The following is a 24658-nucleotide window of genomic DNA, read 5'->3' as shown; positions in this document are numbered from 1 at the left end:
AGGCAATCCGCATGGCCGGCGAAACCTCACTGACAACCCTACTGCGCAGCATGAGTCCGCAGCTGAACGATGGCGCATACGTGTTCTGCTGTTTAAGCGATGCCTCACAACTGAAGGGCTTACAACCGCTGGGTAGCTTTCAAGAAGCAGAAGGTCTCACGGTGATCGTGCAGCGCCAGCAAGCCGAGCATCTGGGCTTGTCCTTTAGCTACGTGGCTGCCTGGCTGACACTGCATGTGCATTCGGCACTCGAAGCCGTCGGTTTGACGGCAGCCGTCGCAAGCGCACTGGCGCACGTCGGGATTAGCTGCAACGTGATTGCCGGCTTCTACCACGACCACCTGTTCGTCGCCCACGCCGATGGGCCGCGTGCACTGGCCGTTCTGCAAAAGCTCAGTGCACAGGCGGAGTAACCGAGATGTGGCAAAGCTATAGCAACGGATTACTGATCGCCGCCGGACTGATCATCGCCCTCGGCGCACAAAACGCCTTTGTCCTGGCGCAAAGCCTGCGCCGCGAGCATCACCTGCCGGTGGCGCTGCTCTGTGTGGTCTGCGATGCCTTGTTGGTGGCAGCTGGGGTCTTCGGCCTGGCCGCCGTGCTGGCGCAAAGCCCGATTCTGTTGGGTGTGGCGCGCTGGGGTGGCGCGGCATTTCTGCTCTGGTATGGCGCCCAGGCGCTGGTTCGTGCCAGCCGCCCACAGGCACTGAATCAGGCCAGTGAAAGCGGCCCGCGCTCACGTAAGGCAGTGCTGCTGGCGGCACTGGCAGTGACCCTACTCAACCCGCATGTGTACCTCGACACGGTGCTACTGATCGGCTCACTCGGCGCACAACAACCGGTGCCTGGCGCCTATGCGCTGGGCGCGGCAAGCGCTTCTTTAATGTGGTTCTTCTGTCTGGCCCTCGGCGCGGCCTGGCTTGCACCCTGGTTGGCGCGCCCAAGCACCTGGCGCTTTATCGACCTGGGCGTGGCCTTGATGATGCTCAGCATTGCCTGGCAGCTAATGAGCAACCCCGGCATGCTCTAAAACGGCCCTGATGCAACATGCCGAGGTGGTTTTCCACACAGTTGCCGCGTGTTTAAGGCGCAGTGCCGGTGCTATGATCAAGGGCTTGCGGCGCAAAGAGATAACTCACGCCGCTTAGATGGCCGCCCGTGATCGGCCTCGCGCACACCGCACCTGACCTGATTAGGAGATAGACAATGGCTTTCGAATTGCCGCCGCTGCCCTACGCACATGACGCCCTGCAGCCGCACATTTCCAAGGAAACCTTGGAATTCCACCACGACAAGCACCACAACACCTACGTCGTGAACCTGAACAACCTGGTCCCAGGCACCGAGTTTGAAGGCAAAACCCTGGAAGAAATCGTCAAGACTTCTTCGGGTGGCATCTTCAACAACGCCGCTCAAGTCTGGAACCACACCTTCTACTGGAACTGCCTAGCGCCTAACGCCGGTGGCCAACCGACGGGTGCCCTAGCTGACGCGATCAACGCCGCGTTCGGTTCCTTCGACAAGTTCAAGGAAGAGTTCAGCAAAGTGTCCATCGGCACCTTCGGTTCCGGCTGGGGCTGGCTGGTGAAGAAGGCTGACGGTTCCCTGGCTCTGGCCAGCACCATAGGCGCCGGCTGCCCGCTGACCAGCGGCGACACCCCGCTGCTGACCTGCGACGTTTGGGAACACGCCTACTACATCGACTACCGCAACCTGCGTCCGAAGTATGTTGAGGCGTTCTGGAACCTGGTCAACTGGGACTTCGTGGCGAAAAACTACGCCGCGTAACCTGCGTTACCCACAAAAAAACCGGCCTTGCGCCGGTTTTTTTGCTATCGGGCCAAGGTTTACAGCAGTTTGCGCGGAGCAAATGCCAGGTGCAGCGCCTCCACTTGCTGTACAGCCATAGACAGACGCTGATCGGCCACCACTGGCCCCAGGTATTCACACAGCCCGATATACAGCAGGTTGAGCAATTGCCGCAGTTGCTCCAGCCCCAGGTTGGCCACGTCCAGCTCTGCACCCTGCTCAAGCCAGGCCCGCACGCGCAAACGCTGCTCATTACTGCCCAGCAGGTTGCTCAGATTGCCTGCGGCGAAACGCTGCAGACGTGGCAGCAGCGCAGCGTCCAGTCCGTTGAACAGCACCCGGCTTAACGCCTCGAAGGTATGCCGTGCATGCACGTCTGCCGTATTGCTCGGCGGTGCGCTCAGGCCCATGCGTTGCCGCCAGCTGAGCAGCTGCGGTTCCGGGTCCGGCAGCAACGCCGATAACGGCCCCGTAAGCGCCCCCACCAGCTCGCGGTAGAGCTTGGCACGCTCCAACTTGCGCTCGCAGGTCGCCGCCACCTCACCCAGAAACTCATTCAGTGCAAACGGCGGTTTGTCCGCGTATTTACTTTCCCACAGCGCCAGCACCGCCAGCAGTTCGTCTTCAGCAAAGTGGCCGGCCAGCCCTGTGTAGATCGCCCGTCGGCGAGTTGCCAGGCTCATGTCACACCCTCCTCGGCAGGTCGTTACTGTCGAAGGTCACAGCCAGGTTGAACTCGGGATAGCCCACCTCCGCGTGCTCGGCATAATCCAGGCCACGCTGCTCATGTTGCGTGGATGTGCGCAGACCGAGGGTTTTCGCCAATAACAGGTAAAGCATCAGCGCCAGCGGGAAGGCCCAGACAAACGCCACACCCGCGCCGAGCAACTGCACACCGACCCGCGACCAGTTGAACAGGTCACCGCTGAAAAATAGCCCGGCCGCGACAGTGCCCCACACACCGGCAAAGCCATGCACCGGTACGGCACCGACCACATCATCGAGCTGCCAGCGCTCCAGCAGACGCATGCCGAACACCACCACAAAACCGGCCACCAGACCGGTGAGCAGGGCAAACAGCGGCGACATCGTCGCGCAACCCGCGGTAATGCCCACCAGGCCACCCAGCGAACCATTCACGGTGGTGGTCAATAGCACGGGACTGGACGTGCTGCGCTGCGCCAGAAAGGCCCCAAGCGCCCCAGCCGAGGCTGCCAGATGGGTATTCAAGGCAATCAGGCCGAGGCTGACATTCATCTCCAGGCTGCTGCCGGCGTTAAAGCCAAACCAGCCGACCCAGAGGATAAAACCGCCCAGCGCAACCAGGCTGAGGTTATGCCCAGGAATGCTGCGCGGTGTGCCGTCCGCAGCAAAACGCCCTAGACGCGGCCCCAGCACCAGAATACCGGCCAACGCACACCAGGCACCGATGCTGTGTACCACGGTCGAACCGGCGAAATCGATAAACCCCAGCGCCGCTAACCAGCCCTGGCCGCCATAGAGGCCGCTCCATACCCAGCTGCCGAACACCGGGTAGATAAACCCGCTGATTACCACCGCACCAATCAGGTAGGCCGAATAGCGCGTACGCTCAGCCATCGCGCCGCTGGCGATGGTCGCCGCCGTGGCCGCAAACATCATCTGAAACAGCAGAAAGGTGAAATCCCACGGCTCGCCATCGTGCGGTGCAAAATGACTCATGCCGAACCAGCCAGTGATGTTGCTGCCGAACATCAAGCCAAAACCGAACAGCCAGAAGGTGATGCCCCCCACGCACCCATCCATGTAATTTTTCATCATCACATTGACGGCGTTCTTGGCCCTCGACATACCGCTTTCCAGCAAGGCAAAGCCGGCCTGCATGAAAAACACCAACACGCTGGCTAACACCAGCCAGGCGGTGTTGAGTGCCTCATCGCTGGCCGCTTGAGCCAGTGGCGAAACCGCAAATACCGCTATCCCTATCAGTCGACTTTTCATTGCAGCGTCCCCCATGAAGGTGAATACACGGGGCTTCGCAACTCTCATGCCAAGCAAGAAACCGCCAAACGGCGCTCAAGCCTCGGGCAACTCGCACCGACACAGTGCAGCAGGCCAATTCAGCGGTCAGCAGCCGCGCCATCGCCGCGCAGATAATTTGTTCGACAAACTTTAGTAATGGCCCTTTGACTGCAAGCGCGACTTTGCCAATACTCACTAGCGTGTGACGCCGAAGGCCCGAACAAGGAACCGTCATTTGAAGCTGGAACTCAAAAACAGCTTGTCACTTAAGTTACTCCGCGTGGTGCTGCTCTCAGCGCTAATCGTTGGCGTGGTCTTGAGTCTTGCCCAGATTGTTTTCGACGTTTACAAAACACGTCAGGCAGTCGCCAATGACGCGCACCGTATTCTCGGCATGTTCCGTGACCCCTCCACGCAGGCGGTCTACAGCCTGGACCGGGAAATGGGCATGCAGGTGATTGAAGGCCTGTTCCAGCACGAATCCGTGCGAATGGCGGCCATTGGTCACCCCAACGAGCCGATGCTGGCGGAGAAAGCCCGAGAGCAGGTCGACATCCCCACACGCTGGCTCACCGACCCGATTCTCGGCAAAGAACAGAACTTCACCACCCAGCTTGTCGGCCGCGGCCCCTACAGCGAGTATTACGGCGACCTCAGCATCACCCTCGATACCGCGCCCTACGGCGAAAGCTTTGTTACCAACTCCGTCATCATCTTTATCTCAGGCGTGCTGCGTGCGCTAGCCATGGGCTTGGTGCTGTATTTGGTCTATCACTGGCTGCTGACCAAACCGCTGTCGAAGATCATCGAGCACCTGACCAATATCAACCCGGACCGCCCCAGCGAGCACAAGCTACCGATGCTCAAGGGCAACGAGAAGAATGAACTGGGTCTTTGGATTAACACCGCCAACCAGCTGCTGTCTTCCATCGAACGCAACACCAACCTGCGCCGTGAAGCAGAAAATAGCCTGCTGCGCATGGCCCAGTATGACTTCCTGACTGGCCTCCCCAACCGCCAGCAGCTGCAACAGCAGCTTGACCAAATTCTGGGAGACGCCGGCCGCCTGCAGCGCCGCGTGGCCGTGCTGTGCGTAGGCCTAGATGACTTCAAAGGCATCAACGAACAGTTCAGCTACCAGACCGGTGATCAGCTGCTGCTGGCCCTGTCCGACCGCCTGCGCAGTCACAGTGGCCGCCTCGGCGCCCTGGCCCGTTTGGGGGGCGATCAGTTCGCGCTGGTACAGGCTGATATCGAGCAGCCTTACGAGGCGGCTGAGTTGGCGCAGAGCGTCCTCGACGACCTCGACAACCCCTTTATGCTCGATCAGCAGCAAGTGCGTCTGCGCGCCACTATTGGCATCACCCTGTTCCCGGAAGACGGCGACAGCACCGAGAAGCTGCTGCAGAAAGCCGAGCAAACCATGACCCTGGCCAAGAGCCGTTCGCGCAACCGCTACCAGTTCTATATCGCCAGCGTCGACAGCGAAATGCGCCGCCGCCGCGAGCTGGAAAAAGACCTGCGTGACGCCCTGGCACTGAATCAACTGCACCTGGTTTACCAACCGCAGGTCGACTACCGCGACCATAGCGTGGTCGGTGTCGAGGCGCTGCTGCGTTGGCAGCATCCGCAACACGGCTTTGTACCGCCGGATCTGTTTATCCCACTGGCCGAACAGAACGGCACCATCATTCCGATTGGCGAATGGATTCTAGACCAGACCTGCCGCCAGCTGCGCGAATGGCACGACCAAGGTTTTACCGAGCTACGCATGGCGGTCAACCTGTCCACTGTGCAGTTGCACCACGCGGAGCTACCACGGGTGGTCAACAACCTGATGCAGGTCTACCGCCTGCCGCTGCGCAGCTTGGAGCTGGAAGTCACCGAAACCGGCCTGATGGAAGACATCAACACCGCCGCACAGCACCTGCTCAGCCTGCGTCGCTCCGGGGCACTGATCGCAATCGATGACTTTGGTACCGGTTACTCCTCACTGAGCTACCTGAAGAGCCTGCCGCTGGACAAGATCAAGATCGACAAGAGCTTCGTGCAGGACCTGCTGGAAGACGAAGACGATGCCACCATCGTGCGCGCCATCATCCAGCTGGGTAAGAGCCTCGGCATGCAGGTTATCGCCGAGGGCGTGGAAACCGTCGAGCAGGAGGCCTATATCATCGCCCAGGGCTGTAACGAGGGTCAGGGCTACCTGTACAGCAAGCCGCTGCCGGCACGCGAACTGACGACCTACTTGAAACAGGCCCGGCGACTCAACAGTGCCGCCAATCCCGCGACTCTCTGACGCCAGACGCCTACGAAAAGCCCGCCAACAGGCGGGCTTTTTTATACGCGGCGCTTTTACCTAGAAGCTGTTGATACCCAGCAACCAGGCCGCTGCCAACGCGCCGGCCAGACACAGCACGACGCCGCCAGCCGCCTGCCAGTAGAACTGACGCACCAGCTCATCTTCACCGGCGCAGGATAAGATAAACGGCTGCGCCTCACGCGGTTTCGCCAGGTGATGCTGCACCGGCTGAGTACTTTGCCGACGATGCCGGTCTTCGGCCTCCAGGCTCGCAGCCAACTGCACGCGCTGCCACTCACGCTCATCCAGCTGGCCATTGCCGTCACTGTCAAAGCGCTGCAGCAGGCCGCCGAAGTCACCCTTCCACTCGCGAATTACTGCGCCTTGAGCGGCCGGCAGATCCAGGCCCTGACGGCCGCCACCGCTGCTGCGAAAATCACCAATGGCATACAGCGGCTGGCCGGCATGCAAACGCTCCTCGGTATAGCGATAGCGCTCATCATTGCTGAACAGCGCGCGCCAACCGGTTTTCGCCGCGCCCAGCGGGTGACGCAAACTGCCTTTCCAGACTTCACGGGTCAGCGGCCGCACCTGCGCGCCGCGCGGGTCGACCAGGCAACTGCCGTTGCTGTCGTCGAGTCGCAGCAACGCCTCGCTGCTGCCGCTTTCCAAGGTGCGCCAACTGCGTTTCTTGCCGCTTGAGGTGTATTCCTCGATCTTGTAACGCCACCACAGGCAAGGTGTATTGGTCAGCGGGCCGAGCAGTTGAGGTTCGGTGCTGTCATGCAGTACGCCATAGAATTCGACATAACCCTGAGCCGCCGATCGAATCTTCGAGGTCGGCGTATCGAGCAGATGCCGCGCCTGGGAGAAACGCCGCAAAAACCACCACGCCCCGCCCGCGCTGACCGCCACGCTGCAAGCCAGCCCGACAACCTGTCCTTGAATATCCACGACCTAGCCAAACAGCGACTTGAGGTCGACATCGGCTTTCTCGCCCTCGCTGAACTCCAGCAGCGCGGCCTCTTTGAAGGCAAAGGCACGAGCAATGATCACGTCGGGAAACTGCTCAATACGCACGTTATTCAGGTTAACCGCCTCGTTGTATAGCTCGCGGCGGTCGGCAATACCGTTTTCCAGGCCACTGATACGCTGCTGCAGATGCTGGAAGCTCTCATTGGCTTTCAGCTCCGGGTAGTTCTCCGCCAAGGCGAACAGCTGACCGAGACCAGCGCGCAGGCCCGTCTCGGCCTTGCCCAGGGCATTCATATCACCTTTGGCTTGGGCGCTGGAAACCGCCTGGCGCGCGGCAATCACCGCCTCCAACGTACCGCGTTCGTGCTGCATGTACTGCTTGCAGGTTTCCACCAGCTTGGGCAATTCCTCGTGGCGCTGCTTGAGCATCACATCGATATTCGACCAGGCCTTGCTGACGCCATGCTTCAAACGCACCAGAGCGTTGTAGAGCATCACGGCATACGCCGCGAGCAGGACCAACAGCACAATGACGACAACACTGGTAAGGCTCATGCGGGACTCCTGAATGGTTCTTGAAGGCAACTGTGCTGGCATTTTAGCCCTATCGAATTGCCCGATCGCAGACTTTGCCCACAGCTCGCAGTGAAAAAGCTGCATTGACCCTTTGCGCAAAATGAAAATCTTTCGCATTATGTTTCGGTTTTTGTACCCGCTTGCGTGGGTGCTTACTCTCACCAGCAAAGGATTCCGCCATGCTCCGTATGCCCCTGGCCTCTGCCAGCCTGCTCGCCATCGCCATCTCACTCGCCGGTTGCGGTGAAGACAAAGCGCCAGCCACCCAAGCTGCCGCACCTGCTGCCAGCAGCACCAGCGCCCCGGCTGCCGCCACCAGCCAAGTCGATGAAGCCGCCAGCAAAGCGGTGGTCGGCCACTACGCCGACCTGGCCCTGGCCGTATTCAGCGATGCCGCCAGCACCGGCAAGACCCTGCAAGGCGCCATCGATACCCTGCTCGCCAACCCGAATGACGACACCCTGAAAGCCGCCCGCGAAGCCTGGCTGGCTGCCCGTGTGCCTTACATGCAGACTGAAGTGTTCCGCTTCGGCAACGCTGTGGTCGACGATTGGGAAGGCCAGCTGAACGCCTGGCCGCTGGACGAAGGCCTGATCGACTACGTCGCCAAGGACTACCAGCACGCCCTGGGCAACCCAGGCGCCAGCGCCAACATCATCGCCAACACCGAACTGCAGGTCGGTGAAGACAAGCTCGACGTCACCACCATCACCCCGGAACTGCTGGCCAGCCTGAATGAGCTGGGCGGCTCAGAAGCCAACGTCGCCACCGGCTACCACGCCATCGAATTCCTGCTCTGGGGCCAAGACCTGAACGGCAGCGGCCCAGGTGCCGGCGAGCGTCCAGCCAGCGATTTCGTCGTGGGTGAAGGCGCCACTGGCGGCAACAACGAGCGTCGCCGCGCCTTTATCAAAGCCGCCGCAGACCTGCTGGTCAGCGACCTCGACGCCATGGTTGTGCAGTGGCAAGCCGGCAAAACCGACAACTACCGCGCCACGCTGGAAGCCGACACGGCTGAAAATGGCCTGCGCAAGATGCTTTTCGGTATGGGCAGCCTGTCCCTCGGCGAGCTGGCCGGCGAGCGCATGAAGGTCGCGCTGGAAGCCAACTCCACCGAAGACGAGCACGACTGCTTCAGCGACAACACCCACAACTCGCACTTCTACAACGGCAAAGGTATTCGCAACGTCTACCTGGGCGAATACAAGAAAGTCGACGGCACCACCCTGACCGGCCCAAGCCTGTCGTCGCTGGTGGCCAAGGTTGACGCCGCCGCTGACAGCACCCTGAAAACCGATCTCGAAGCCACCGAAGGCAAGCTGCAGGCTCTGGTCGACAGCGCCAACAACGGCAAGCACTTCGATCAGCTGATCGCTGCCGATAACGCCGAAGGCCAGCAGATCGTTCGTGATGCCATCGCCGCGCTGGTCAAGCAGACTGGCGCAATCGAGCAGGCGGCCGGCAAGTTGGGTATCAGTGATCTCAATCCAGATACCGCTGACCACAGCTTCTAAGCTATGAAGGACTAGCTGCAACTCGCGAAGTCCTAGTTTGTAGTGATGAGAAAGCCGCGACGCCTTAACCGGAATCGCGGCTTTTTTGTGGACTGCTATCCCTGGCGCCCACCCCTTCGGGGCCGTCGCTACGCAACGTCAAAAATCGCTCCAGGCGATTTTTTATGCCCTGCGACCTTTGACCGCCACCGATAATGCAAATCCGTCTTATTTAAAACTGATCAGACTGTTAAGATCGGCCGCCTGTTTTTCTGCTGCGGATGTCCTTTCATGTTTGCGCCGCATCGCATTGCGCTGCTGTTGGCCTTGGGCCTGAGCCTGGCCGCCTGCGATAAAACCCCACAGTTCACCCAAGCCGAGCCTGGCGAAGCCCTGTCTGCGGGCAGCACTACCGTGCGCAAGGCCGATCAGAACGCCTTCTCCCTGCCATCCGCCAACCTGTCACCGTCACGCCGCCTGGATTTCAGTGTCGGCAACAGTTTCTTCCGCAATCCCTGGGTCACCGCACCGGCCACTACGACCGCGCGCGATGGTCTCGGCCCGCTGTTCAATACCAACGCCTGCCAGAACTGCCATATCAAGGACGGTCGCGGCCATCCGCCAGCGCCTGATGCGATCAGCTCAGTGTCAATGCTGGTACGCCTGTCGATTCCTGCCGGCAGCGAACATGCCGAGATTATCCAGCGCCTCGGCGTGCTCGCCGAACCCACCTACGGCGGCCAACTGCAGGACATGGCTAATCCAGGCGTCGCGCCAGAAGGCAAGGTACGCGTCAGCTACAGCACACAGCGGGTCAGCTTGGCCGATGGTGAGCAGGTCGAGCTGCGCAAGCCCAACCTGGAAATCAGCCAGCTCGGGTATGGCGCCCTGCATCCCGAGACGCTGTTTTCCGCGCGTATCGCCCCGCCGATGATCGGTCTGGGTCTGCTGGAGGCCATTCCCGAAGCAGCCATTCTGGCCAATGCCGACCCCGAAGACAGCAATGGCGATGGCATCTCCGGTCGCGCCAACCAGGTCTGGGACCGCGAGCAGCAACGCACGGTGCTCGGCCGCTTTGGCTGGAAGGCCGGCCAGCCCACGCTCAATCAGCAGAATGCCGAAGCCTTTGCCAATGACATGGGTCTGACCAGCACGCTGATCGCCCATGACAACTGCACAGCAGCGCAGGCGGACTGCATCAAAGCGCCTCACGGCGGCGAGCCAGAGGTCAGCGACAATATCCTCGCCAGCGTGCTGTTCTACACCCGCAACCTTGGTGTACCCGCAAGGCGCGGTGCCGATACGCCGCAGGTGCTCGCCGGCAAAAACCTGTTCTACCAGGCCGGTTGCCAGGGCTGCCATACCCCGCAATTCACCACTTCTGCCGATGCCGCCGAACCTGAGTTGGCCAATCAGACTATTCGCCCCTACAGCGACCTGCTGCTGCATGACATGGGCGACGGGCTGGCAGACAACCGCCCGGAGTTTCTCGCCAGCGGCCGCGAATGGCGCACCCCGCCGCTCTGGGGCATAGGCCTGACCGAAACAGTCAACGGCCACACCCAGTTCCTGCATGACGGCCGCGCCCGTAACCTGCTGGAGGCCATTCTCTGGCACGGTGGCGAGGCCGAGGCAGCCAAGCAGCAGGTCATAACTTTTAATGCTGACGAGCGCGCCGCGCTGTTGGCTTTTCTGAATTCGTTGTAAAGGAGCCGCAGATGATCCGCTCACCCCTCACGCTCGCCCTGCTCAGCCTCACACTCACCGCCTGTAGCCCCAGCGACCCGCAGCAGCAGGTCAGCCGCGCACTCACCGATGGCGTATTGCTGCCGATCTACAGCGCCTGGAGCGAAGCTGACCGCCAGTTGGCCGCCAGCGGCCAGGCCTTCTGCGCCGGCCAACAGAACCTCGCTGAAGCCCGCCAGGCCTTTGCCAGCGCGCAAAGCGCCTGGGCAGCCGTGCAACCGGTGGCCTTCGGCCCGCTGGCGGAAGGCAACCGTGCCTGGCAGGTGCAGTTCTGGCCGGACAAGAAGAACTTGGTAGCGCGTCAGGTTGAGACGTTGGTCAACAGCAAACCCGAGCTGACTCCGGCCGATCTGGATAAATCCAGCGTCGTGGTGCAAGGCCTCACCGCCTATGAATACCTGCTGTTCGACCCGGCCATTGATCTGAACGTCGCCGAGCAGAAAGCCCGCTACTGCCCGCTGATCGTTGCCATCGGTCAGCACCAGCAAGTCCTCGCCGCCGATGTGCTAAGCCAGTGGCAAGCCAAAGACGGTATGGCCGCGCTGCTCAAGGACTTCCCCAACGCGCGCTACGCCGAAGCCCCGGAAGCGGTGGCCGAACTGCTGCGCACCCAGGTCAGCGCCATCGACGGGCTAAAGAAGAAACTCGGCACGCCACTCGGCCGCCAGAGCAAAGGCCAACCGCAGCCTTATCAGGCTGAAGCCTGGCGCAGCAACGCCAGTTTGACCAACCTCGCTGCCAGCCTGGCCAGCGCCGAACGCATCTGGCTGGGCGCCGAACAGGATGGCATCCAGGCGCTGCTCGGCAGTGATCACGACGCACTGAAACAACGCATCAACGCCGCCTACAGCGACACCCGCCAGCGCCTGGCTGCCGCCCAGCGCCCGCTCGGCGAGCTGCTTAGCGACGAAGCCGGCCGCGCCGAGGTCAACGCCCTGTATGACAGCCTGAATGTGCTGCATCGCCTGCATGAATCCGAACTGGCGAAGACCCTGGGCATCCAGCTGGGCTTTAACGCCCATGATGGCGACTAAGTCATGCAGATCAATCGCCGCGCCTTTCTCGGCCTGAGCATCGCTGCTGTTGCCGCTACGGCAGCGGCCGCCGGCACTTACGGTGGCTGGACGCTGATGCACAGCGGCGCGCAGCCGCTATTGCTGTCGGCACGTAACGACAGCGCCGGTAAGCACTTCGCGGTCGGCTACCGACTGGATGGCAGCCAGGTATTTGCCACTCAGGTGAACGAGCGCTGCCACGATGTCATCGGCCACCCGTTTCTGCCGATGGCGCTGTTTGTCGGTCGCCGTCCAAGCACGCAAAGCTACCTGATCGACACCCGTGACGGTCGTCTGCTGCAAACCGTTCACTCACCCGAACAGCGCCATTTCTATGGTCACGCGGTGTTCCACAAGGATGGCGAATGGCTGTACGCCACCGAGAACGACACCTCCGATCCCGGTCGCGGTGTACTAGGCGTTTACCGCTTGCAAGGCGAGCAATTGCAACGTGTAAGCGAACTGTCGACTCATGGCATCGGCCCGCACCAATTGCTCTGGATGCCCGACGGTGAAACCTTAGCGGTGGCCAACGGCGGTATCCGCACCGAGGCTGACAGCCGGGTGGAAATGAACCTCAACGCCATGGAGTCCAGCCTGGTGCTGCTGCGCCGCGACGGCAGCCTGGTCAGCAAGGAGCAACTGCCGGAACGGATGAACAGCGTGCGTCACATGGCCGTGGCCAACGACGGCACACTGGTCACCGGCCAGCAATACATGGGCGAACTCAGCGATGCGGTGCCGCTGTTGGCGATCAAACGCCCTGACCAGCCCTTCCAGCATTTCCCCGTGGCCGACGCACAACGTCAGCTGATGAGCCAGTACACCGCCAGCGTGGCGATTCACAGCGAGCTACGCCTGCTGGCATTGACCGCCCCGCGCGGCAACCGGGTGTTTATCTGGGACCTCGACAGCGCCGCGCTGCGCCTGGACGCGTCGCTGGCCGATTGCGCCGGTGTTGGCGCCGTGGCGGATGGCTTTGTGGTCAGCAGCGGCGTCGGGCGCTGCCGCCTGTACGACTGCCGCAGCCCCCAAATCAGCAGCACCCCACTGCACCTCCCGGCCGGGCTGTGGGACAACCACTTGCGCCTGGTTTAAGACCGTACAGCTAAACCTGTAATACGCCTGCGGCACGCTAAAGAACGCTGCCGCAGAGCCGATCTATACTCCGACTAGCTGCTGCTTCCGGCAATCCGGCCCAGCTGGTACCAGTCGATAGGGATCTTCGCAGTTTGGGCGCGCTCAGCGTCACTGGCATCCCGCCTTCCACACTCAGGGGTATCACCCATGTTTCTGCAAAAATCCTTGCGCGCGCAGATTCTCGCCTTACTTGGCGGCAGTCTGGCGCTGATTCTGGTCACGGCACTGGCCTGCTTCAGCTTTCTGTCCAATGGCATGCAGGCCTACCGCGGTCTACTTGAGGGCCCACTTGAAGCGTCGTCCCTGATTGACTCGACCAACCTGAACTTCAAGACCCAGGTACAGGAATGGAAAAACGTTCTGCTGCGCGGCAACGACAAAGCCCAACTGGACAAATACTGGGGCCAGTTTGAAGCGCAGGAGCGCAAGGTTCAGGACTTACTGGGCCAGCTGAGTGAATTGGCTAACACTGATCGCGCACTGAAGAGCAAAGTCGATGCTCTGCGCAGCGAGCACCAGACGCTCGGCGCCAACTACCGCAAGGGGCGTGATGCCTTTGTCGCGGCCGGCGGCGACGCTGCGGTGGGTGACAAGGCGGTGTCAGGCATTGACCGCAATACCGCCCAACAGATGGAAGCCCTGTCCAGCGAGCTGCATAAGCAGAGCCTGGAGCAAGCCGGCCTGATCAATGCCTCGGCCGAGCGCACCATCACCTTTGGCACCCTGCTGATGCTGGGGGCCACTGTGGTGATCGCGCTGTTCAGCCTGTGGCTGGTCAACCGCAACCTGATCAACCCGATCCGCGAGCTGATCGAGCACATTGCCCAACTCAGCCACGGTAACTTTGGCCAGCATGTCGACGCGACCCGTCAGGATGAGCTGGGCAAGCTGGCCATTGCTGCGAACATTCTGCGCGACTTCCTCTCGGACACCTTCACCCGCCTTAAGCGCAGCACGGCTGACCTGGACATTGCCAGCGGCGAACTCAACTCCATCGCCACGCTGATGGCCCAGGGCACGCGCGAACAGTTTTCGCGCACCGACCAGGTCGCCACCGCCATGCATGAAATGTCCGCCACGGCCCAGGAAGTCGCGCGTCATGCTGCCGAAGCCGCCGGCGCTGCCGATGCCGCTGACAGCGCCGCACGCCAGGGCGAAACAGTGATGCAGGCCACGATCAAGACCATCACCGACATTCGCGGTGAGATCAGCAACACTTCGGAGGTGATTCGTCGCCTGGAAGCCGACAGCGGGCGCATCGGCAAGGTGCTCGAAGTGATTCGCGGCATCGCCGAGCAGACCAACCTACTCGCGCTTAACGCCGCCATCGAAGCGGCGCGTGCCGGCGAACAGGGACGCGGCTTTGCCGTGGTGGCGGATGAAGTACGCACCCTGGCCCAGCGCACCGCCGAGTCGACCGCAGAAATCCACCAGATCATCGACACTGTGCAGACTGGGGCGGTGAATGCCGTGCGCGCCATTGAAAGTGGTCAGAACCGCAGCGAGGAAGGTGTAACCCAGGTGACCCAGGCCGGCGCCACGCTGCAGTTGATCACCAGTGCGGTGGAAGCCATTCGCGACATGAACCGGCAAATCGCCACTGCCGCCGAAGAACAGACCTCGGTAGCCGAAGACATTTCGCGCAACCTGACCGAGATCACCGCAATTGCAACTGCCAACCAGGAAAACGTGCAACGCACCGAAAGCGCCGGGCAAAACCTGCACGTCCTCTCCGGGCAGCTGAATGAAGTAACCCAACGCTTGAGTGCCTGACACCCGGCCAGCGCACAGCAAAATGCCAGCCGATGCTGGCATTTTGCTTAATAACGCCTTGAACCTTGAGGCAACTTTTGCACAACAATGTTTTGCAAATGCGAATCTTTGACAGGCCTCTGCGCGAGGTCTAATGTGCCCGTCTTGCCTATTCCCAGGCCTCTATCCGCCTCGCCAAGGATCCGGAATATGTTGCTTCGCCGTATGCTCTTTATGCTCGGCGCAGTACTCGTCGTGGTACTCGCCCTCGCCGCCTACAAAGGCTTCTCCATCTACCAACAAGTGCAGATGTTCTCCGCACCGCAACCGGCCATCAGTGTCGACGCCGCGACAGCAGAAGAACGTCCGTGGCAGGGTCGTCTGCCCGCTATCGGCACGCTCAAGGCTTTTCAGGGCGTGGACCTGACTGTGGAAGTCGGTGGCACGGTGCAGCAAGTGCTGTTCCGTTCCGGTGAGCAGGTCAGCCTGCAACAACCCCTGATCCAGATGGACAGCGATGTCGAGCAAGCCAGCCTGGGCACTGCCCAGGCCGAACTGGGCTTGGCCCGCGTGGAATACGAGCGCGGTCGCAGCCTGGTCAATCGCCAGAGCATCTCGAAAAGCGAGTTCGACCGCCTCTCCGCCAGCCTGCAGAAGGCCAATGCCAGCGTCGCCCAGCTGCAAGCGCAACTGGCGAAGAAACGCATCCTCGCGCCCTTTGCCGGCACCATCGGCATCCGCCAGGTGGATGTCGGTGATTACCTGTCCTCCGGCACCACCATCGCCACCCTGCAGGACCTGAGCAAGCTCTACGTCGACTTCTTCCTGCCCGAGCAGGCAGTGCCTAAGCTGGCCGTGGGCGAGCGTGTGCGCTTCAGCGTGGCGGCGTACCCGAGCGAGATGTTCGAAGGCGAAATTGCCGCGATCAACCCAAAGGTCGAAGACACCACGCGCAACGTGCAGGTCCGCGCCATGTTGATCAACCCGGACAATAAATTGCTGCCCGGGATGTTCGCCAACCTGGAAGTGCTGCTACCGGGTGAGCAGAACCTGATCGTCGTGCCGGAAACGGCCATCACCTACACCCTCTACGGCAACTCGGTGTACGTGATCGGCGAGAAGAAAGGGGAAGACGGCCAGGTGGTCAAAGACGACAAAGGCCAGGCCGAACTGGTGGTCGAACGCCGCTTTGTTGAGACCGGCGAGCGCCGCGAAGGCCAGGTGGTGATTCTCAAAGGCCTGCAGGCCGGTGAGCAGGTGGTGTCTGCCGGCCAGCTGAAGCTGGATAACGGTGCCCATGTCAGCATCGCCAATGCCCTTGTCGAGGCCAAGCCGAGCGCCGAGTAATCGAGCACGGCATACAGGAACTTATTTATGGCTTTTACTGATCCCTTTATCCGTCGCCCGGTATTGGCGACCGTGGTCAGTCTGTTGATCATCCTGCTTGGCTTCCAGGCATTCAGCAAACTGACCATCCGCCAGTACCCGCAGATGGAAAACGCCCTGATCACGGTGACCACGGCTTACCCCGGGGCCAATGCCGAGACCATCCAGGGCTATATCACCCAGCCGCTGCAGCAAAGCCTGGCGAGCGCCGACGGCATCGACTACATGACCTCGGTTAGCCGGCAGAACGTGTCGATCATCTCGATCTATGCGCGCATCGGTGCCAATAGCGACCGCTTGTTCACCGAACTGCTGGCAAAAGCCAACGAGGTGAAGAACCAGCTGCCGCAGGACGCCGAAGACCCGGTGCTGAGCAAGGAAGCCGCGGACTCCACGGCGCTGATGTACATCAGCTTCTACAGCCAGGAACTGAGCAACCCGCAGATCACCGATTACCTGTCGCGAGTCATCCAGCCCAAGCTGGCCACCCTGCCTGGCATGGCCGAAGCTGAGATTCTTGGCAACCAGGTCTTTGCCATGCGCCTGTGGCTCGACCCGGTGAAAATGGCCGCCTACGGCGTGACCGCCGGCGACGTGAATGACGCGGTGCGCAAATACAACTTCCTCGCCGCAGCCGGTGAAGTGAAGGGCGAGTACGTGGTCACCAGCATCAACGCCGAAACCGACCTGAAATCGGCCGAGGCCTTTGCCGCCATCCCGCTGAAAACTGTTGGGGACAGCCGCGTGCTGATCCGCGATGTGGCGCGGGTGGAAATGGGCGCGGAAAGCTACGACGCGATCAGTTCCTTCGACGGTACGCCATCGGTGTACATCGCCATCAAGGGCACGCCGGGGGCCAACCCGCTGGACGTGATCAAGGAAGTGCGCAAGGTCATGCCGGACCTCGAAGCGCAGCTGCCGCCCAACCTGAAAGTCTCCATCGCCTATGACGCCACGCTGTTTATCCAGGCCTCCATCGACGAAGTGGTGAAAACCCTCGGCGAAGCGGTGCTGATCGTCATCGTGGTGGTGTTCCTGTTCCTCGGTGCGTTCCGCTCGGTACTGATCCCCGTGATCACCATCCCGCTGTCGATGATCGGCGTGATGTTCTTCATGCAGCTGATGGGCTACTCGATCAACTTGCTGACCCTGCTGGCCATGGTGCTGGCCATCGGCCTGGTGGTGGACGACGCCATCGTCGTGGTGGAGAACATTCACCGGCATATCGAAGAAGGCAAAACGCCGTTCGATGCGGCCATTGAAGGCGCCCGCGAGATCGCCGTGCCGGTGGTGTCGATGACCATCACCCTGGCGGCGGTGTACGCGCCTATCGGCTTCCTCGAGGGCCTTACGGGCGCGCTATTTAAAGAGTTTGCCCTGACCCTGGCCGGCGCGGTGATCATCTCCGGCATCGTGGCCCTGACCCTGTCGCCGATGATGTGCGCCAAGCTGCTGCGCCATGAGGAGAATCCGTCGGGCCTGGCGCACAAGCTCGACCAGATTTTCGACGCACTCAAGAAACGCTACCAGCGGGCGTTGCATGGCACTCTGGATACCCGTCCGGTGGTGCTGGTATTCGCGGTAATCGTCATGTGCCTGATTCCGGTACTGCTCAAGTTCACCAAGAGCGAGCTGGCCCCAGAAGAAGATCAGGGCATCATTTTCATGATTGCCAGCGCACCGCAACCGACCAACCTGGAGTACCTGAACAAGTACACCGACGAGTTCGTGAGCATCTTCAAGGAGTTCCCGGAGTACTACTCCTCGTTCCAGATCAACGGCTTCAACGGTGTGCAGTCGGGTATTGGCGGCTTCCTGATGACGCCGTGGAACGAGCGCGAACGCACCCAGATGGAGATTCTCCCGGAGGTGCAAGGTCGCCTGTCGCAGATCGCCGGCCTGCAGATCTTCGGTTTCAACCTGCCGTCCTTGCCGGGCACGGGTGAGGGCCTACCGTTCCAATTCGTGATCAACACCCCCAACGACTACCAGTCGCTGCTGCAAGTGACCGAGCGGGTCAAGCAACGCGCCGTTGAGTCCGGCAAGTTCGCCTTCCTCGACGTCGACCTGGCCTTCGACAAGCCGGAAGTGGTGGTGGAAATCGACCGCGAAAAAGCTGCGCAGATGGGCGTGTCCATGGAAGACCTCGGCCTGACCCTGGCCAGCCTGCTCGGTGAAGGTGAGATCAACCGGTTCACCATCGACGGCCGCAGCTACAAGGTGATTGCCCAAGTCGAACGCGCCTACCGCGACAACCCGGAGTGGCTCGGCAGCTACTACGTGAAGAGCGAAAGCGGCGCGATGTTGGCCCTGTCGACACTGGTCAAGGTCAGCGACCGTGCGCGGCCGACCCAGCTCAACCAGTTCCAGCAGCTGAACTCGGCGATCATCCAGGGCGTACCCATCGTCAGCATGGGTGAAGCCGTCGAGACGGTAACGCAGATCATGCTGGAGGAAGCCCCAGCCGGTTATGCCTACGACTTCGCCGGTGCGTCGCGCCAGCTGGTGCAGGAAGGCAACGCGCTGTACATCACCTTCGGCCTGGCCCTGGCACTGATCTTCTTGGTGCTGGCAGCTCAATTCGAGAGTTTCCGCGACCCGCTGGTGATCATGGTCACGGTGCCACTCTCGATCTGTGGCGCGCTGATTCCGCTGTTCCTGGGCCTGTCGAGCATGAACATCTACACCCAGGTTGGCCTGGTCACGCTGATCGGCCTGATCACCAAGCACGGCATCCTGATTGTCGAGTTCGCCAACCAGCTACGCCGTGAGAAGGGCTTGTCGCGACGTGAGGCGGTCGAAGAGGCCGCAGCGATTCGCCTGCGTCCGGTGCTGATGACCACTGCGGCGATGGTCTTCGGCATGGTGCCGCTGATCCTGGCAACCGGTGCTGGTGCAGTCAGCCGCTTCGACATCGGCCTGGTGATCGCCACCGGCATGTCGATTGGCACGTTGTTCACCCTGTTTGTGCTGCCCTGCGTGTACAGCCTGCTGGCGCAGCCCGATGCGCCGGCCAAAACGGCAACCGCCCACTGATCCAAGGACCGGACAGAAAAAAGCCCTGCACTGCAGGGCTTTTTTTGCGCTCGAATCACCGAACAAACAGACTCAACCTTGTGAACGGGCGCCCTGAGACAGGCTGAACATAAACAGCAGCAGGTCCTGGTCCGGTTTTAGCACCTGGGCCGTTCGCGCCTGAGGCGGCAACGGGCAGTAGCCGCGCTCGTTGAGGGTGATGACCTGGGGGCTGGCTTCCTGCCAAGCCGCTGCCGCGAGCGAGGCCACGCTGAGCGCGGTCACCAGGAACAAACCTCGTGCGATTTCTAGCTTCATCACTGCAACCTCTTGATAGCGCTGCCAAACGCTGTTTGTAGACCCTAGATCACTGTTAACCACCGCGCCGTATCGGGCGACAAGTGGTCGTTACTGCCGGACGCTGCCGGCAATGCCATTCTGATCATCCTGATCCACACGCAGCCATTCAGCAGGCCAGGCTTCGAGCCAGATTCGCACCGTTGGTTCAATCGTTGAGCAAACCAAGGATGGGGATCGCATCACCGCACCTGGCGGTAACACCCTCGCAGTCACTTAATTGCCCAATTGCATCAGCGTGGTGCGCAATAGAACCTGTGGTTTTAAAACAATCGCAGGCAAAACCGTAACCGGCACAATCTCCAACCATCCATTGAAAACGGCGTGGTAGAGCACATCCAGGTGAGGTCAAAACACGGAGCGACCATGCGTAGCAGCAGCACAGCGCAGATTGACAGGCTCCAGTCCGGGAGCGCGCATCACACAAAGCAATTGGCGTACCGCTTTGCCGCGAGGGACTGTTATAGCCGAGAAAAATGAAAACCCCGTGACAGGCACGGGGTTTTCTTTACTGCATGCAGGCCATCTGGCGATGGCCTGCGGGAGCCGGGCTGGCTTACATCATGCCGCCCATGCCACCCATGCCGCCCATGTCTGGCATACCGCCAGCGGCCGGCTTGTCTTCTACCACTTCGGCGATCATCGCTTCGGTGGTGATCATCAGGCTGCCGATCGAAGCTGCAGCTTGCAGCGCCGAACGGGTGACCTTGGCCGGATCGAGAATACCCATCTCGATCATGTCGCCGTAGGTGTCGGTCGCGGCGTTGAAGCCGAAGTTACCCGAACCCTGCTTAACCTTGTCGACCACTACGCTCGGCTCGCCGCCGGCGTTGGAAACGATCTGACGCAGCGGAGCTTCAACAGCACGACGCAGCAGAGCGATACCCACGTCCTGATCGGCGTTGTCGCCTTTCAGCTCGCTGATGGCCTGCAGAGCGCGAACCAGAGCCACGCCACCGCCAGGTACCACGCCTTCTTCAACGGCTGCGCGGGTCGCGTGCAGGGCGTCGTCAACGCGGGCTTTCTTCTCTTTCATTTCAACTTCGGTGCCGGCACCGACTTTGATCACCGCAACACCGCCAGCCAGTTTGGCCAGACGCTCTTGCAGCTTCTCTTTGTCGTAGTCGGACGAGGTGTCTTCGATCTGCTTACGGATCTGCAGTACGCGAGACTCGATATCAGCCTGAACGCCAGCGCCGTCAATGATAGTGGTGTTTTCTTTGCTCAGGATCACGCGCTTAGCGTTACCCAGGTGCTCCAGGGTGGCGCTTTCCAGGCTCAGACCGATCTCTTCGGAGATTACGGTACCGCCAGTCAGTACAGCGATGTCCTGCAGCATGGCCTTACGACGATCGCCAAAGCCTGGTGCCTTAACGGCAGCAACTTTAACGATACCGCGCATGTTGTTCACAACCAGAGTCGCCAGGGCTTCGCCTTCAACGTCTTCAGCTACGATCAGCAGCGGACGGCCGGACTTGGCAACAGCTTCCAGAACTGGCAGCAGCTCACGGATATTGGAAACTTTCTTGTCAACCAGCAGGATCAACGGGCCGTCAAGCTCAGCCACCATGGTGTCCGGCTTGTTGATGAAGTACGGGGACAGGTAGCCACGGTCGAACTGCATGCCTTCAACAACCGACAGTTCGTTTTCCAGGCCCGAGCCCTCTTCAACGGTGATCACGCCTTCTTTGCCGACTTTTTCCATGGCTTCGGCAATGATTTCGCCGATGGAGGTGTCGGAGTTGGCGGAGATCGAACCGACCTGAGCGATGGCTTTGGTGTCAGCGCATGGCTTGGACAGCTTCTTCAGCTCAGCAACGATGGCGATGGTCGCCTTGTCGATGCCGCGCTTGAGGTCCATCGGGTTCATGCCGGCAGCGACGGCTTTCAGGCCTTCGTTGACGATGGCTTGAGCCAGAACGGTAGCAGTGGTGGTGCCGTCGCCCGCGTCATCGTTGGCACGGGAAGCAACGTCTTTAACCAGTTGCGCGCCCATGTTTTCGAAGCGATCTTTCAGCTCGATTTCTTTGGCAACGGAAACGCCGTCCTTGGTGATGGTCGGAGCGCCGTAGCTCTTCTCGATGATCACGTTACGGCCTTTCGGGCCGAGGGTGGCTTTTACTGCGTCAGCCAGAACATTAACGCCGACGAGCATTTTCTTGCGGGCGGAATCGCCGAATTTAACTTCTTTAGCAGCCATGATGGTTATTCCTTGATTCGTTCAAATAGAGCGGAATTCGTAGCGACGGAGCGCTGAAATCAACCTTCAACGACAGCGAGAATTTCGCTCTCGCTCATTACCAGCAGGTCTTCGCCGTCAACTTTGATGGTGTTGCTGCCGGAGTAAGGGCCAAACACCACTTTGTCGCCGACTTTAACGGCCAGGGCACGCACTTCACCGTTGTCCAGCACGCGACCAGTACCGACAGCGAGGATTTCACCGCTGTTGGCTTTCTCGGCAGCGGAACCTGGCAGCACGATGCCGCCTGCGGTTTTCTTTTCTTCTTCGCTGCGACGGATTACGACGCGGTCATGCAGAGGACGAAGCTTCATTGTCGATCTCTCCCAATAGTGATTTTTCGGCCGGTGCAATCACCGGCGAGTTAGCAAAGTCCGGCGAGGCCGGTAGCACTACGCCAGGCGCAGCGCTGAAGTCTGAATCTGTCTGACGACAGAAAACCTTGCGGTGACCGCTACATAAGGGCGCACAAGGGGATTTCAAGGGCTGAGGGTGAAATTTTTACGATCTACAGGCTTTTCTTATGAGCCGAAAATCAGTCGCGGCGCTCAAATTCGCCTTCCAGCACATTGGGACGAACTTGCCCGGAGCGTGCGGCCTGGTCGTCAAAAAAGGCGCGCTGACGCATGGCTTGTTCGGCGGCGCGCAGACGCACCTTGTTGACCAGCAAGCGGCGGGTGAACGGAATTAGGCAAAGCAGGCCGAAAATGTCGCTGATAAAGCCAGGCAGCAACAGCAGACCACCACCGACGGCGATCAGCAGGCCTTCGAGCATTTCCTGCTCGGGTAACTCACCTCTGGCCAGTTTCTCGCGTGCACGCCACGCGGTGGCCACCCCTGCAACGCGCAGCAGAATGGCGCCGAGGATGCCGGTACCAATCACCAGCAACAAGGTCGGTAAGACACCGATGGCACTGCCCACCTGAATCAGCAGGGCCAATTCAATGAACGGGAACAGCAGAAACAGAAACAGAAACGCACGCATCAAAGGATCCTTAACGGAAGATCAGCTTCCTATGGGACTGAAGTATGGGGTGTTGAGCTGAATTCAAGCTGAAGCCTGACCGTCGGTCGGCCAGACTTCGGCGCGAGCCAGTGCCACCAAGGCCTGGCGCACCTCCAGCGGACTGTTACAGGATACTGGAAAGGCCAGCCAATAAAGCCCCTGACCGATCCGCAGGTGAAAGCCCTCACTGTCGACCCCAACCAGCTCAGCCGGCGCATGCTGGGGTAAACCTGCCAGCTCGACATAGTGAGCGATAGCCTTGGCATGGTCGCTGTTCATGTGCTCAACCATGCTGATTTCGCTGTCGCCGGCAAAGGGGTTGGTCTGGGCCACCTCATCCAGCCAGTGAATCGCACCAAATCCGCCGATGTAGCGCCAGCGCACCGGCTCCAGGCGCCAAAAGTCGAAATCGTGGGCCTGATGGTAGCCGCGCGACTCCGGGAAATAGCGGTAATAGCGCTGCGCAGCCGCAACAATCTGCACCTCGTCATCTAATTGCCGCGCCTCGGCGAGTAGCGTAAGACGACCGACCGCCTGCACATCTTCCGCCCCACGCTCCCCCACCAGCAGCGAGCATTTACCATCCTGCTTGAGGTTGTGGGTGTGCTGGGCGATGCGACTGATCAGCATCAGCGGATAACCGTCAGCATCCAAGCAATAGGGCACCACTGATCCGAAAGGGAAACCCGGCATGGCTTTGGAATGGGTGCTGAGCACGCCCCGGTATTCCTTGAGCAGCAATTCTCGGGCATGCTTGCCGGCTTTCACGCTCACCTTATGACTCCTTGCATAGATTCCGTCACAGAACGGGAGGCACCTAGATTAACCGCCGGCAAGGTCACACAACACCATTTGAGGGGACTCGCGATGCAACTCAAAGATAAAGTTATCGTCATCACTGGCGGCTGTCAGGGCCTGGGCCGCGCGATGGCTGAGTACCTGGCAGAAAAAGGCGCCAAACTGGCGCTGGTCGACCTGAACCAGGAAAAACTCGACGAAGCCGTGGCGGCTTGTAAGGCGCTGGGCGTAGAAGCGCGCGCTTACCTGTGCAACGTTGCCAATGAAGAGCAAGTGACCCAGACCGTGGCACAGATCGCTGAAGACTTCGGCGCACTCAATGGCCTGGTCAACAACGCCGGCATCCTGCGTGACGGCCTGACCATCAAGGTCAAGGACGGCGAAATCACCAAACTGAGCCTGGCGCAGTGGCAGTCGGTGATCGACGTGAACCTTACCGGCGTGTTCCTCTGCACCCGTGAAGTGGCGGCGAAAATGATCGAGCTGAAGAACGAAGGCGCGATCATCAACATCTCCTCCATTTCCCGTGCCGGCAACATCGGCCAGGCTAACTACTCGGCTGCCAAAGCCGGTGTCGCCGCCGACACCGTGGTCTGGGCAAAAGAGCTGGCGCGTTACGGCATCCGTGTCGCGGGCGTAGCACCGGGCTTTATCGAAACCGAAATGGTCGCCAGCATGAAACCGGAAGCACTGGAGCGCATGACCTCGGTCATCCCACTGCGCCGCATGGGCAAACCAGCCGAGATCGCTCACTCGGTGGCCTACATCCTGGAAAACGACTACTACACCGGTAGGATCCTGGAGCTGGATGGCGGCCTGCGTCTCTGATCGGCTAGATCGACACGCTGCAAACAAAAAGCCCCGCAATGCGGGGCTTTTTTTGCTTTTAATTTTTCAAGATCTAGCGAGCTAGAGACCTGCAAGGCAAAAACAGGCGAGGAAGCGGAGTGTACTGTTGTACATGAGCATTCCGAGCCTGTTTTTAACGCAGCAGGGCCGACGCGCAGC

General features: G+C 60.5%; 21 protein-coding genes. 12 read left to right on the top strand and 9 right to left on the bottom strand.

Annotation, left to right across the window (positions count from 1 at the left end; translation table 11 throughout):
* Positions 1-11: 11 nt before the first annotated feature.
* From CUR33_RS06360 to CUR33_RS06350, 3 genes are all read left to right on the top strand, one after another.
* Positions 12-413 (top strand): ACT domain-containing protein, encoded by a 402-nt coding sequence (locus tag CUR33_RS06360; RefSeq protein WP_289239034.1) that lies wholly within the window; start codon positions 12-14, stop codon positions 411-413.
* A 5-nt stretch (positions 414-418) separates the two neighbouring features.
* Positions 419-1030, top strand: a complete 612-nt coding sequence (locus CUR33_RS06355; RefSeq protein WP_289239033.1) for a LysE/ArgO family amino acid transporter — start codon at positions 419-421, stop codon at positions 1028-1030.
* Positions 1031-1206: 176 nt separating this feature from the next.
* The gene (locus tag CUR33_RS06350) at positions 1207-1788 is read left to right on the top strand and encodes a superoxide dismutase (RefSeq protein WP_090249029.1); all 582 of its coding nucleotides are present in this window, start codon (positions 1207-1209) and stop codon (positions 1786-1788) included.
* Between the two features lie 59 nt (positions 1789-1847).
* On the opposite strand, the gene CUR33_RS06345 is transcribed toward CUR33_RS06350, so the two are convergent.
* Positions 1848-2492: a hypothetical protein gene (locus CUR33_RS06345; protein WP_289239032.1), complete on the bottom strand. Its 645-nt coding sequence runs from the start codon at positions 2490-2492 to the stop codon at positions 1848-1850.
* 1 nt (position 2493) lies between these two features.
* A complete protein-coding gene (locus CUR33_RS06340) occupies positions 2494-3789 on the bottom strand; it encodes an ammonium transporter (protein ID WP_289239031.1) in 1296 nt (431 codons plus the stop codon).
* Positions 3790-4045: 256 nt separating this feature from the next.
* Between CUR33_RS06340 and CUR33_RS06335 the strand changes: the two genes are divergently transcribed.
* Positions 4046-6109, top strand: a complete 2064-nt coding sequence (locus CUR33_RS06335; RefSeq protein ID WP_090249034.1) for a putative bifunctional diguanylate cyclase/phosphodiesterase — start codon at positions 4046-4048, stop codon at positions 6107-6109.
* 60 nt (positions 6110-6169) lie between these two features.
* Here CUR33_RS06335 and CUR33_RS06330 read toward each other — a convergent pair whose 3' ends face one another.
* Together CUR33_RS06330 and CUR33_RS06325 are read right to left on the bottom strand one after the other, a co-directional pair.
* A complete protein-coding gene (locus tag CUR33_RS06330) occupies positions 6170-7066 on the bottom strand; it encodes a GIDE domain-containing protein (protein WP_289239030.1) in 897 nt (298 codons plus the stop codon).
* Between the two features lie 3 nt (positions 7067-7069).
* A complete protein-coding gene (locus tag CUR33_RS06325; protein ID WP_289239029.1) occupies positions 7070-7642 on the bottom strand; it encodes a LemA family protein in 573 nt (190 codons plus the stop codon).
* Positions 7643-7842: 200 nt separating this feature from the next.
* Between CUR33_RS06325 and CUR33_RS06320 the strand changes: the two genes are divergently transcribed.
* The 7 genes from CUR33_RS06320 to CUR33_RS06290 all read left to right on the top strand — a co-directional run bounded on the left by CUR33_RS06320 (position 7843) and on the right by CUR33_RS06290 (position 19271).
* Positions 7843-9177 (top strand): imelysin family protein, encoded by a 1335-nt coding sequence (locus CUR33_RS06320; protein WP_289239028.1) that lies wholly within the window; start codon positions 7843-7845, stop codon positions 9175-9177.
* Positions 9178-9447: 270 nt separating this feature from the next.
* Positions 9448-10863 carry a di-heme oxidoreductase family protein gene (locus CUR33_RS06315; protein WP_289239027.1) on the top strand — a complete coding sequence of 472 codons (1416 nt, stop codon included), beginning with the start codon at positions 9448-9450 and terminating at the stop codon, positions 10861-10863.
* A gap of 11 nt (positions 10864-10874) precedes the next feature.
* Entirely contained in the window at positions 10875-11936 is a 1062-nt protein-coding gene (locus tag CUR33_RS06310; RefSeq protein ID WP_167142459.1) for an imelysin family protein, read from the top strand.
* A 9-nt stretch (positions 11937-11945) separates the two neighbouring features.
* Complete coding sequence (locus CUR33_RS06305) at positions 11946-13055, top strand: DUF1513 domain-containing protein (RefSeq protein ID WP_289239511.1); 1110 nt, start codon at positions 11946-11948, stop codon at positions 13053-13055.
* 189 nt (positions 13056-13244) lie between these two features.
* Positions 13245-14870 carry a methyl-accepting chemotaxis protein gene (locus CUR33_RS06300; RefSeq protein WP_289239026.1) on the top strand — a complete coding sequence of 542 codons (1626 nt, stop codon included), beginning with the start codon at positions 13245-13247 and terminating at the stop codon, positions 14868-14870.
* Positions 14871-15059: 189 nt separating this feature from the next.
* The gene (locus CUR33_RS06295) at positions 15060-16196 is read left to right on the top strand and encodes an efflux RND transporter periplasmic adaptor subunit (protein WP_289239025.1); all 1137 of its coding nucleotides are present in this window, start codon (positions 15060-15062) and stop codon (positions 16194-16196) included.
* Between the two features lie 27 nt (positions 16197-16223).
* Positions 16224-19271 carry a multidrug efflux RND transporter permease subunit gene (locus tag CUR33_RS06290; RefSeq protein ID WP_289239024.1) on the top strand — a complete coding sequence of 1016 codons (3048 nt, stop codon included), beginning with the start codon at positions 16224-16226 and terminating at the stop codon, positions 19269-19271.
* Between the two features lie 72 nt (positions 19272-19343).
* Here CUR33_RS06290 and CUR33_RS06285 read toward each other — a convergent pair whose 3' ends face one another.
* The 5 genes from CUR33_RS06285 to CUR33_RS06265 form a co-directional block, all read right to left on the bottom strand.
* Positions 19344-19568 (bottom strand): hypothetical protein, encoded by a 225-nt coding sequence (locus CUR33_RS06285; RefSeq protein WP_170048405.1) that lies wholly within the window; start codon positions 19566-19568, stop codon positions 19344-19346.
* 595 nt (positions 19569-20163) lie between these two features.
* Positions 20164-21807 (bottom strand): chaperonin GroEL, encoded by a 1644-nt coding sequence (gene groL, locus CUR33_RS06280; RefSeq protein ID WP_289239023.1) that lies wholly within the window; start codon positions 21805-21807, stop codon positions 20164-20166.
* 59 nt (positions 21808-21866) lie between these two features.
* Complete coding sequence (locus CUR33_RS06275; RefSeq protein WP_090249058.1) at positions 21867-22160, bottom strand: co-chaperone GroES; 294 nt, start codon at positions 22158-22160, stop codon at positions 21867-21869.
* A 221-nt stretch (positions 22161-22381) separates the two neighbouring features.
* Positions 22382-22831 (bottom strand): FxsA family protein, encoded by a 450-nt coding sequence (locus CUR33_RS06270; protein ID WP_090249060.1) that lies wholly within the window; start codon positions 22829-22831, stop codon positions 22382-22384.
* Between the two features lie 63 nt (positions 22832-22894).
* Entirely contained in the window at positions 22895-23626 is a 732-nt protein-coding gene (locus tag CUR33_RS06265) for a HugZ family pyridoxamine 5'-phosphate oxidase (RefSeq protein WP_289239022.1), read from the bottom strand.
* Positions 23627-23719: 93 nt separating this feature from the next.
* Here CUR33_RS06265 and CUR33_RS06260 point away from each other — a divergent pair, with 93 nt between their 5' ends.
* Positions 23720-24478, top strand: a complete 759-nt coding sequence (locus CUR33_RS06260) for an SDR family oxidoreductase (protein ID WP_090249064.1) — start codon at positions 23720-23722, stop codon at positions 24476-24478.
* Positions 24479-24658 lie beyond the last annotated feature (180 nt).

This window comes from Pseudomonas sp. FEMGT703P (assembly GCF_002786345.1).
Taxonomy (GTDB): Bacteria; Pseudomonadota; Gammaproteobacteria; order Pseudomonadales; family Pseudomonadaceae; genus Aquipseudomonas; species Aquipseudomonas peli.
This window is presented reverse-complemented; position numbering and strand designations above follow the sequence as displayed.

Coding starts and splice junctions, on each gene's coding strand:
- CUR33_RS06285 (WP_170048405.1), bottom strand. CDS start 19,568: ATGAAGCTAGAAATCGCACGAGGTTTGTTCCTGGTGACCGCGCTCAGC.
- CUR33_RS06270 (WP_090249060.1), bottom strand. CDS start 22,831: ATGCGTGCGTTTCTGTTTCTGTTTCTGCTGTTCCCGTTCATTGAATTG.
- CUR33_RS06275 (WP_090249058.1), bottom strand. CDS start 22,160: ATGAAGCTTCGTCCTCTGCATGACCGCGTCGTAATCCGTCGCAGCGAA.
- CUR33_RS06320 (WP_289239028.1), top strand. CDS start 7,843: ATGCTCCGTATGCCCCTGGCCTCTGCCAGCCTGCTCGCCATCGCCATC.
- CUR33_RS06310 (WP_167142459.1), top strand. CDS start 10,875: ATGATCCGCTCACCCCTCACGCTCGCCCTGCTCAGCCTCACACTCACC.
- CUR33_RS06300 (WP_289239026.1), top strand. CDS start 13,245: ATGTTTCTGCAAAAATCCTTGCGCGCGCAGATTCTCGCCTTACTTGGC.
- CUR33_RS06295 (WP_289239025.1), top strand. CDS start 15,060: ATGTTGCTTCGCCGTATGCTCTTTATGCTCGGCGCAGTACTCGTCGTG.
- CUR33_RS06355 (WP_289239033.1), top strand. CDS start 419: ATGTGGCAAAGCTATAGCAACGGATTACTGATCGCCGCCGGACTGATC.
- CUR33_RS06315 (WP_289239027.1), top strand. CDS start 9,448: ATGTTTGCGCCGCATCGCATTGCGCTGCTGTTGGCCTTGGGCCTGAGC.
- groL (WP_289239023.1), bottom strand. CDS start 21,807: ATGGCTGCTAAAGAAGTTAAATTCGGCGATTCCGCCCGCAAGAAAATG.
- CUR33_RS06325 (WP_289239029.1), bottom strand. CDS start 7,642: ATGAGCCTTACCAGTGTTGTCGTCATTGTGCTGTTGGTCCTGCTCGCG.
- CUR33_RS06260 (WP_090249064.1), top strand. CDS start 23,720: ATGCAACTCAAAGATAAAGTTATCGTCATCACTGGCGGCTGTCAGGGC.
- CUR33_RS06345 (WP_289239032.1), bottom strand. CDS start 2,492: ATGAGCCTGGCAACTCGCCGACGGGCGATCTACACAGGGCTGGCCGGC.
- CUR33_RS06350 (WP_090249029.1), top strand. CDS start 1,207: ATGGCTTTCGAATTGCCGCCGCTGCCCTACGCACATGACGCCCTGCAG.
- CUR33_RS06290 (WP_289239024.1), top strand. CDS start 16,224: ATGGCTTTTACTGATCCCTTTATCCGTCGCCCGGTATTGGCGACCGTG.
- CUR33_RS06340 (WP_289239031.1), bottom strand. CDS start 3,789: ATGAAAAGTCGACTGATAGGGATAGCGGTATTTGCGGTTTCGCCACTG.
- CUR33_RS06360 (WP_289239034.1), top strand. CDS start 12: ATGGCCGGCGAAACCTCACTGACAACCCTACTGCGCAGCATGAGTCCG.